At 62.7% G+C, this 11,263-nt stretch carries 3 protein-coding genes; 2 read left to right on the top strand and 1 reads right to left on the bottom strand.

The genetic code is table 11. From position 1 onward, the window contains the following. Positions 1–15 precede the first annotated feature (15 nt). Together ACOOE2_RS06125 and ACOOE2_RS06120 are read left to right on the top strand one after the other, a co-directional pair. Positions 16–4,566 (top strand): NF038122 family metalloprotease, encoded by a 4,551-nt coding sequence (locus ACOOE2_RS06125; protein ID WP_420382137.1) that lies wholly within the window; start codon positions 16–18, stop codon positions 4,564–4,566. A gap of 40 nt (positions 4,567–4,606) precedes the next feature. After that, positions 4,607–9,901, top strand: a complete 5,295-nt coding sequence (locus ACOOE2_RS06120) for a beta strand repeat-containing protein (protein ID WP_420382136.1) — start codon at positions 4,607–4,609, stop codon at positions 9,899–9,901. On the opposite strand, the gene ACOOE2_RS06115 is transcribed toward ACOOE2_RS06120, so the two are convergent. Beyond that, the gene (locus ACOOE2_RS06115) at positions 9,867–11,174 is read right to left on the bottom strand and encodes an MFS transporter (protein ID WP_420382135.1); all 1,308 of its coding nucleotides are present in this window, start codon (positions 11,172–11,174) and stop codon (positions 9,867–9,869) included. The two genes, ACOOE2_RS06120 and ACOOE2_RS06115, sit on opposite strands and share 35 nt — an antisense overlap. Positions 11,175–11,263: the final 89 nt, after the last annotated feature.

Genomic DNA, 11,263 nt, shown 5'->3' with positions numbered 1-11,263 from the left:
AGCCTGCGAGTTCGCATGATCATCAACGTCACGTACGATGCCAGTGCCGCCAACGCGCCGGCGGGGTTCGATCAGGCCGTCCAGGCCGCAGTGCAATTCTGGGAAAGCCAGATATCCACGCCGATCACGGTCAATCTGACCTTTGGTTACGGCTCGGTTGATGGCCAACCGCTCGACGCGGGCGCACTTGGCGAAAATATCGAGTCCGGTATCTTTGTTCCCTATGCCTCGGTGCTCAAGGGACTGGCGACCCAGGCGACATCGCCGGCGGATTTTGCGTCGCTGTCGGCGCTGCTGACAGGCGATCCCACCGACGGCAGCACATTCTTCGCCACAACCGCACAGGCCAAGGCGCTGGGCCTGTATCCGGCAACGGAAAGCGGGACCGATGGCTATGTCGGGCTGAGCGACACCGCTGCGTTCAACTACACCCCCAATAGCCAGGCCGTGGCCGGCGACTATGACCCGGTCGGCGCGCTGGAACACGAAATCTCCGAAGTGCTCGGGCGGATTTCCGGCCTGGGACAGACCACCGACGGCGGCGCGCCGCTGTATACCGCGATGGACCTATTCCGGTATTCATCAGCCGGTGTGCGCGATCTGACGCCGGCTTCGGGTTATTTTTCGGTCGATGGCAAAAGCCTGCTGCTGCAGTTCAACAACCCCGGCAATGGCGGCGATGCCGGCGACCTGACCAATGCGGACAGCGACGCCTTCAGCGCATTCGCCACACCAGGTTTCGTCACGACGATCTCGAACGCTGACCTCGAACTGATGGATGTATTGGGGTATACGCTCGGAACGGGGGCCTTGCCGGCGGCGCCCGGCGTAGCGGTGCCGACCGTAGCGGCCGGGGCCTCCACGACAGTATACACCGCGACGACGACGATCGCTGCGGGGCAGACGCTCTATTTCGTGATGCAGCCTCCGCCGCCAGGGTCGCTGGCAGACACCACGTTCTATAGCGTCACCCTGGGGCCACTGCAGGCAACCACGCAGACATCCGCCATGACGCTGACCAACGAGGGCACTGTCGTGACCATCGGCGCCTTTGGCTCTGTGGTCGGTATCGACGCTCGCAACGACGGCGATACCTTTACCAATGGCACAACGGGTGTGATCGAGGCGGAGGCCAGCGGCGGGGCATCTGCCAATGCCGTCAATATCGAATCGAATTCCGCGTTCAACAACAGCGGTGTGATCACGTCCGAATCGCTCGGGGGCAGCGCCGACGGTGTTTTCGGGAATTTCGGCAATTACGCGACAAGCGCGATTTTCAACAATGCGGCCGGTGGCGTCATTTCCGTCTGGGCCAAGGGAAATGCCATTGCGGTTTACTGGTTGATCCAGACGGCCATCAATGCCGGGACGATCAACGCAACATCGCTGGGCCTACAAGGAGAGGGCGCCACCGGGGTTTTCAGCCCGCTCGTTTTTACCAACACCGCGACCGGCGTGATCAATGTCGTGTCGGCCGCCACGGCCGCCGGCGTCGCCAGCGATGGCAACTATTACCACCAGTCCCCCGTCAACTTTACCAACGCCGGTGTGATTTCCGTCACCGGGAGCCAGGCGACCGGGATTTGCGGTGGCGATATCGTGAACAACAGCGGGACGATCATCGCCCGGGATCTCGTACCGGGAAGCGGAAGCATCGGCATTGAGATCCTTCGTAGCGACAATTACCCGGAAACATATTCGTATACAAATTCTGGAACGATTTCGGCAGACATCGCGATCTATGACCTTACGATAACGGACAAGGTCATAACCAATTCGGGCGATATTTTCGGGGACCTGTACTTTGATTACAGCATAACCGGGCGGAACGTCACGATCGACAATACCGGGACTATCGTCGGCGATATCATTTTCAACAGTGGAACCGATACGTTCAATGGCGCCGGCGGCAAATTGCTCGGCAACATCTATCTGGGCTCCGGCGTCAACAAGGTCGCGTTGGGCAACGACGGCGAAACAGTATTCGGTGGCGGGCTGGCTGACACGATCATCGGCGGCGCGGGCGATGACGTCATTGCGATCAGCGCCGGCAACAACGTGGTCGATGGCGGCGGAGGCGACAACATAGTGTCGTTTGCAGGCGCGGCCAGTGCCGTGAACCTTGATCTTGGCGCCGGCACTGCGACTGTCAATGGCAGCGACACAATCACCAATATCCAGACCGTTATCGGCAGCCAATTCAATGACACGCTGAAAGCGGGATCAGGCGCGGCCGAGCTGATTGCCGGGTCCGGCGCAGCGATACTGATCGGCGGGGCAGGCAATGACACGCTGGTTGCGGGAACCGGCGGCGACACGATAACCGGCGGCGGCGGAAACAACGATTTCGTCTATTCGGCCGGTGACAATCAACTGGTGATTACCGATTTCTCTGCGGCAGGCAGCCACAACCTGCTGTCGATCTATGGCTATACCAGTGCGCAGTCGGTGACGCAGCAGGGTGCCGACACGCTGATAACCTTGTCGAACACGGATTCAATCCTGCTCAAAGGGGTGCAGGCGTCCAGTCTGAATGGCAAGACATTGGTCTACAGTTCCGGCAGCTTCGACTTGCCGTTCGTACCCTTTGCGCGCCCGTCGACGGTGCTGGACCTGTCTGCCGACTATACCGTATCCAGCGGCAATATCCTCAAGCTGTCGGAATTGCCGATCGGCATCATCGAGGATGTCGACGCAGCATCAAAACCGATCACATTTTCCAACCAGGGCGAGGTGGACATATCAAACGACGCCGCGGTCGAAGGGATCGCTATTTCAAGCAGCGCCTCGGTATCCCCCTTTGCCAGTTCGGCAGGATCAGTGTTCGACGTAACCAGCAGCGATGATACGGCGACGGGTTATGATGCTGTCATCGACCCGCTGCTGGCCACCAATGCCGGCAAGTTCGGTGTCACGGCCCTGAACGACGCCGAAGGTTTTTATGCCGGCGGCGCGGGGTTTACCTTCAACAATGCCGCCACTGGCACGATCTCGGTCACGTCACGCGCCGGTGACGCTACGGGTGTCTATACCTTCAACACCGACACGCATCTCAATGTCGCCGGCACGCTGGTCAATTCTGCTTTTGACAATCAGGGTACGATCGCGGTCACCGGAGTCACGTCTGCCACCGCAATAAATTTGAATAATGTCAGCCCCTACACATCATTTACCAACGTGGGCGCCATCGCTGCCGTTGCCACCGGCTCCGGCGCAAAATCGGTAGCAATCGATTTTACCGGCCTTTACGCGCCCACGCCGGCCGATGGCACCGCATTGCTTGCCGTCATCAACAGCGGCACGATCACCGCACAATGTGCCATCCAGGATTCGGGTCCGCACCTCGACGTCGTAAACAGCGGTACGATCAACGGCACGATCGCACTTGGCGGCGAAATCGAACAGATCGACAACACCGGAACAATCAACGGTGATATTACGTCTGGCAGTGGGCTGTTGAGGTATTACGGCGCCGACGGGATTCTGCATGGCTCGATCGATCTAAGTACCGATACCGGTGGCAATTGGGACACGGTTGCAGGTAGCGGCAACAGCATCGACCTGGCTGGCGCGCAAGCCGCCATAACCGGGGGCGGCGAAATCATCGGTTTCACAAGCGGCACCGGTAATGTGGTTGGGCTCTACGGGACGGGCGGACACTGGGATACGATTTCGGGACCAGTCGCCGGAACAGTTTACCTGACCAGCGCGCAAGCCGCGATCGCGGGTGGCGGGGACGTCGTCAGTTTTGCAGGCGGCACAGGCAATGTCGTTGGCCTTTACGATACCGGTGGTACCTGGGACAGCGTCTGGGCGCCGGGTGGGGAAACGATTTACCTGACCAGCGCGCAGGCGGCAGTTGCCGGCGGCGGGGACACGATCAGTTTTGCGGGCGGCAGCGGCAATGTCGTCGGGCTGTACGACACCGGCGGTGCCTGGGACAGCGTGTGGGCGCCAGGGGGCGAAACAATCTACCTGACCAGCGCGCAGGCCGCGATCACCGGAGGCGGCAACGCGATCAGCTTTGCCGGCGGCACGGGCAATGTCGTCGGGCTGTACGACACCGGCGGCACTGCCGACACGATCTGGGCGCCGGGCGGCGCAACGATCTATTTTACCAGCGCGCAGGCAACGGTCACCGGCGGCGGCGATGCCATAAGCTTTGCGGGCGGCATCGGCAACGCGGCCACCTTGCAGAACACCGGCGCGACGGCCGATACGGTCTATGCCACCGGCGGCACGATATCGCTGAACAACGCGCAGGCGGCGTTCACCGGTACCGGCGACATCGTGAATTTTAGCGGCAGCAGCGCCGCCACGTTTGCCGGCGCCAATCAGACACTGGCATTTGCCCCCAGGATCGGCGGCAACGACGTGATCACCGGTTTCGCTTCGTCCGACAGCGTGCAGTTCAGCGCGTCGGATTTCAATTCCTGGGCAGCGCTGCTGGGCGCCACAACGCAGTCGGGCAGCGACACGCTGATCACACTGAATGCGTCAAATACCGTCCGGCTGGTCGGGGTCACAGCATCCAGCCTGACCGCATCACAGTTTCATTTCGTATGAATGATCTCCGTCAGAAGGCGGGCCACCGAGGACCACGTTGATGCTGTTCGTACTTCCAACCCGCCCCGGCAGCACGCCAACCACGGCCCCCACCCCGGTGTCGACATCGACGACGATCGGTGCGGCGCAAGTGCTTAACTACACCGCCGATGCCGCGGGCGACCCGATGTTCCGGGCCGATGTCGATACCACAATCGATTTCACGAACGACGGCTTCCTCTGGGCGCAGGATACCGGGGCTTTTACCGCGTGGAATCTGGATGCGTTCAACAATGCCGGCACGATCGTTGCGGCGAGTACGGTCGACCAGATCCAGACCCTGCAGTTCCTGAGTTCGCTGAACGCATTTGCCAATTCGGGCGCTATCTACGCGTGGTCTACCGCCGGTGCGGCTTACGCGATTACCGATTATTCGTCGATCGAGGGCACCAACAGTGGAACGATCGCAGCCTATTCTCAAACCGGATACGCGGTGGGCTGGGACCGCCAGAACGGCGGCGAGACGCTGAACACCGCGACCGGGCAGATCTTGGCCGAGGGCCACAGCGCGGTAGGTATTGCGCTCGGGGCATTTACATTTGCCCGGGCATTGCCGGCGGCTTTCGTCAACTACGGAACGATCACCGCGATTGCCACCGGTCCTGAGGCTTCGGTCGGCGTGTCGATGTCGTCCCAAGTATTCCACGGATTTACCCAGACGCTTGAAAATTACGGTACGATCACGGCCGACGTCGCGATCGATATCACCGATGATGGCATCACGCCGGTCCAGAACGGCACCCAGATTGTCGACAACTTTGCCGGCGGGGTGATCAATGGCGACATCGATCTGGAATTGGGCAACGATACGCTCAACAACCAGGGCACGATCAACGGCGATGTGTTTGTCGGCGACGGCAGCGCCACCATCGATACCAGCACCGGCGCGATCAATGGCACCACGGTGTTTGGTGACGGTGGTGGCACATATTACGGGTCGGCCACTGGGGACGACTATGTCCTGGGCGATCGGGGCAGTATCACGGTCTATGGCGGGGGTGGCAATGACCTGCTGGTGGGTGGCTATGGCAACGACGTGCTTGTCTCGGGCGCGGGCGCGTCGGGCATTTACGGCGGCAACGGTACCGAACTGATCCTGACCAGCGGCGGCGATTACGTCAACGGTGGCACCGGGGACGACCGTGTGGTGCTCGGCGACCTGACATTTGCCTATGTCACGGGCGGCGGCGGCGACGACACTCTGGTCCTGCCGCAAGGGTCACTGTTCCTGAATCTGGATGCCGCGCTGGCCACCGGCCGTATCGGGACTTTTCAGACGATCGAGCTCGCGGCGGGTCAGCGGATCGCGATCAGCGTGGGCGATGCGACGCACATGGCCGGCGCGGGCTTGCCGCTGCACATCACGTCGCAGGGAACGGGGCGCGTCGATCTGGTCGGCAGCTGGACGTCCGAGGCTACGGTGACCGACGATGGCATCACGTATGCCGTCTTCGCGTCGGGCACCGACCTCGTTTATATCGCAGACGGATTGGCCAGTGACGTGGTGAACGCCGTCGATGCCGCCGCCACGTCGCTGCCGCCGGTCGCGGCCGGGGACACACCCGACTATCGCGGAGCATCCGCGCCCGGCGAACAGACCGTCGTCCAGTATTTCGACTTCCTCAATCTGACCATTTATGCCGGCGAGACGTGGTCCAACACGGCTGGCGGCATCACGATCGAGGGTGGCGGTGACGGAAGCCTGCCGACACTGACCGTTCACGGCACGGTCAGTTCGGTTGCCACCGGCGCCACAGGCGCGACGGCGGCGGTCGCCGTAAGCGACCTTGCCGATGGCGGCACTTATTTGAGCGACGGCACGATCGCCAGCCAGTTCACCGATACCGCCGCGCAGCTTGCCGCCGAAAAATCCGCGATGGCCACATACGGGCTGTTGATCGAATTGACGCATGTCGCCGATGTTGCAGTTGAAGGCATTGCGAGCGATTCCGACTTCACCAATGCCGGCAAGGTCACCGCCACCAGTCCGTCCGGCGGCGCGATGGCCGTCTATACCATGTCGGTCGTCAACTCCGGCACGATTGCCGCATCGTCGGCTGATTACATCGCGGCCGCCATCGACAACGGTATTTACAACACCCTCAGCACCGTAACCAACAGCGGCAGCATTTCAGCGACAGGCGCGGTCGATGCAATCGGTATCATCGGCAGCCAGGTGGTCAACAGCGGATCTATCACCGCGACCGTGCAATCGGGCGGGACGGCGATCGCCGTGGCCAACGCGGTTCAGGTGATCAACAGCGGCACGATTACAGCGACCACCGCGATCGGCGAAGTGGCTGGGGCGATCGACCCCTACCTGGTGATCAACACCGGCAAGATCACCGGTGCGATTGCGCTCGACAGCATGCCGTCGTCGTCCAACGTCGTATCGCTTGACGACGTCATCGTGAACACCGGCCGGATCACCGGCGCCATAAGCCTGGGATTTGGCAACGATGTCTATTTCGGACGTGGGGGTACGCTGGCCGGGTCGGTCACCGCCGGCACGGGCAACGACGTCATCGTGGGGTCATCAGCTGGCGAAACGCTGACTGCCGGATCGGGGCAGGATATCCTGGTCAGCGGCGGTGCCGATACGATGGTTGCCGGCACGGGGGCCGACCGTTTCGTCTTCCTGGCCGCCACCGATTCCACCGCCATGACGAGCGCAACGATCAGGGGTTTCAAAACCGGCGTCGACAAGCTGGACTTGTCCGGCCTCGGCCTCGGATCGGTCAAAATCAGCAGCGCCAACGGCATCTCGACGATTACCGGGACCGGCAGTCCGTTCAGCGTGAAAGTCGCCGGCACGATTGTGCAGGCGGATATCATCCTGACCAGCCCGGGCACGGCGCAGACCGCGTCATCGGGCAACGATTTCCTGCAGGCAGCCGCCGAAGGCAGCACGCTTACGGCAGATTCGGGAAACGACGTTCTGCTGGGCGGTGCCGGCAATGACACCTTGATCGCCGGGCCTGCAGGCGCTGGCAACGGCTTCGACCTGCTCAACGGCGGCGGCGGCGTCAATACGGCGGTGTTTGCAAATGCAAAGTCGGGATATTATCTGCACGAAAATGCCGACGGCACGGAGTTTGTCACATCGACGAACAACAATGGCCTGCTGACCCCTAGCTACGAACTTATCAACATTCAGACCCTGCAGTTCGCCGATGAAACGGTGTCGCTCAATGCATCGGTCGTGGCGCTGAACGGCGGCGGTGACACCTTGCTGTTGCAGGCCGGGCAAACACTCGACCTGACGGGCACCAACACTCTTTATAACGCGACCCGTATCGACGACACGATCACCGGGTCGGGCGGTACGATCAATATCACCAATTCAACGACGGCCAATACGTCGTCCGTGGCGAATATCACGATCGTCACGGGTTCGAACGACACGGTCGCGGTCGCCGGAACGGGCAATGCGCTTCAGATCAGCGGCGCATCCGACACCGTATCGTTCAGCAACGGCGGCAACACGCTGACCATTGGCGGCAACGGGCAGTCTGCGGGCGCAGGTGCCGACGATGTCAGCTTTGCCCAGGGCGGCACGACGACCATAACCGATGATTCGTCGGTCGCGATCAGCGGCGATGGCATCGCCCTGGCGATCGGCAACGAGGATACGATCACGCTCGACGGTGCCCAGGAAACCGTGACGATGACCGGATCCGGCTCGGTCCTGTCGGTGGGCGGCAATGGCCAGGGTGCGCCTGTTGCCGACCAGGTCGCCGTCTTGCGCGGTGGTACAGTCGATGTGGCCGATGACGCATCGGTCGCGATCAGCGGGGTGGGTGCCGTCATCGAGGCCGGACGTGCCGATGCGCTGGTGATCAGCGGCGTCGGGCAGGTCGTCGATGCGCAGGGTGCAGGCGACACGGTGACGATCGGCGGCAACGGGCAATCTGCAGCGGTGCATGACGAGGTCACGCTCGGCCAGGGCGGCACGGTGACGCAGACAGATAATGCGGCGGTGGACGTGCACGGCAGCGGTGCGACCATTGCCATCGGCAGCTGGGACACGCTCCTGGTCGACGGCGGAAACACGGCGATCGGGGTCACCGGCAGCGGTGACATCGTGACATTGTCCAATTCGGCCGGGGCGTGGGACACGGTAACCGGCTCCGGCACAACCCTTACGTTGAGCGGTGCCCAGGCGACACTCATCGGGGGTGGCGACGACATCGCTTTTTCGGCCCCCACATCGGGCAATGTCGTCGGACTTTACGGCTCCGGCGGCAATTGGGACAGCGTTACGGGCAGCAACGGCACAGTCTACCTGACCGGTGCGCAGGCCGAGATCGCCGGCGGCGGCGATGCCGTCAGCTTTGCCGGCGGCACGGGCAATGTCGTGGGGCTGTACGATACCGGCGGCTCGTGGGACAGCGTCTGGGCGCCGGGTGGCGAAACGATCTACCTGACCAGTGCGCGAGCGGCGGTGGCCGGCGGCGGTGACACAATCAGCTTTGCCGGTGGCACCGGCAACATGGTCGGCCTGTACGACACTGCCGGTGCCTGGGACAGCGTCTGGGCGCCGGGGGCCGAGACGATCTATCTCACCAGCGCGCAGGCCGCGATTTCCGGCGGCGGCGATACGATCAGTTTTGCGGGCGGCAGCGGCAATGTGGTCGGGCTGTACGACACTGGCGGCACCTGGGACAGCGTCTGGGCGCCAGGTGGCGAGACGATCTACCTGACCAGCGCGCAGGCCGCGATCACCGGCGGTGGCGACGCGATCAGTTTTGCCGGCGGCACGGGCAATGTCGTGGGCCTGTACAACACCGGCGGCACTGCCGACACCGTTTGGGCACCGGGCGGCGCAACGATCTATTTTACCAGCGCGCAGGCAACGGTCACCGGCGGCGGCGATGCCATCAGCTTTGCCGGTGGCACGGGCAATGTCGCCACGTTGCAGGACACCAATGGCGTGGCCGATACCGTGTGGGCGCCCGGCGGCACGATCGACCTGTCCGACGCGCAGGCCAATGTGACGGGCAGCGGCGATACCGTGAATTTCGGCGGCAGCAGCATGCTGGGCCTCAATGGCGGCAATGAAACGCTGGCCTTTTCAACCGGGATCGGCGGGCATGACGTGATCACCGGCTTTTCATCCACCGACGCGCTGCAGGTCAGTGCGGCGAATTTCAACAACTGGGCGTGGCTGTTGAATTCGGGCGATATCGCGCAAGTCGGCGCTGACACCGTGATCACGCTCGACGCCGCGGATTCGATCCGGCTGGTCGGCGTGAACGCTTCTACCCTGACCTCGGCACAGTTCCATTTTGCGTGAGCGCGGGCGTGCGGATCTGCGCCGGGGCGGATTCGCGCAAGGCAAACATGCCGACCAACGAAACGAGCGTGGCGGTCAGGTAGAAATACGCAGGCGCCAGCACGCTGCCGGTCTGGTGGATCAGCCAGGTGACGAACAGTTGTGTCGAGCCGCCGAACACGACGATCGGGCCGGCATAGATAATCGAGAACGTGGACGCGCGGTTGGTTTTCTTCAGCGATTCGGCGATGGCCGCCATCATCGCGCCGCCGCTGGTCGAAGCGCACAGCGTCATGAACGCGGTCATGCCGACGAGTGTGGTTGCATCGCGGTTTCGGGCAAGCAGGGCGAACGCCGGGACGATCGCCAGCGCCAGGACGATGCGCGGGGCGATCATCACGACGCGCCGGCCGAAGCGTTCGGACAGTTGCGCGCCGAACACGTTGCTGATGATGCCGGTGATGCCGTACGTCACGGTCGCGCCGAACGCGATGTTGACTTTCATGTTCAGGATGACCGAGGTGTAGGTTGTCAGGTAGCTTTGCGTGTAGGTCGCGACGGTGCCGCCGCACAGGATCGCGATGCTGCATAGAATGACGCGCAGCTGGCCGCCGGTCAGCGCGGTGTGGGCTTGCGCATCGTGTGCGATCGGGTCGTGCACGTGCAGCGTTTCGGGCAGCGTGCGGCGCACGATCAGGCCGAACGGCAGCACGATCGCGCCCAGCAGCAGCGCGATCCGCCAGCCGTAGGCATCCATCTGAGTGCCGGTCAGCACGCTGGCCATGACGAGACCGACGATGCCCGCGACGAGCGCGGCGAAATTCTGGCTGATCGATTGAAACGCGGTATACAGCCCCCGGCGATGCGGGGGCGCGGCCTCCAGCAGGAACGACGTGGTGGGCCCGACTTCGCCGCCGAGCGCAAAGCCCTGGATAAGCCGCGCGGCGACGACGATCGCCGAAGCCCAGGCGCCGATCGACGCGTAGCTGGGGCAAAGCCCGAGGATCAGCAGCGCCGCACCCATCAGGATGAAGCTGAGCATCATCGCCGGGCGCCGCCCTGCCCTGTCGGCATAACGGCCGATGATGATCGCGCCCAGCGGCCGGGTGACGAAGCCCGCGCCGAAGGTCGCCAGCGACAGCATCAGGCTGACCAGCGGCGAGGTCGACGGGAAGAACGCGCGACCGATCTGCGCCGCGTAAAACGCGTATGTCGTGAAATCATAGAATTCGAGCGCATTGCCGGCGACGGCCGCGGCCACGTGCCGCTTTCGAACCACAATCTGATCAGTCATACCCGCCGTGCAGCTTTCGTTATTGGTCCCGCGCCATAGCTCAACCAATTCAATAGAGGCAAATTGCGCAATTCAGCGTGTGGGTATGG

The organism is Novosphingobium sp., assembly GCF_965214355.1.
Taxonomy (GTDB): domain Bacteria; phylum Pseudomonadota; class Alphaproteobacteria; order Sphingomonadales; family Sphingomonadaceae; genus Novosphingobium.
This window is presented reverse-complemented; position numbering and strand designations above follow the sequence as displayed.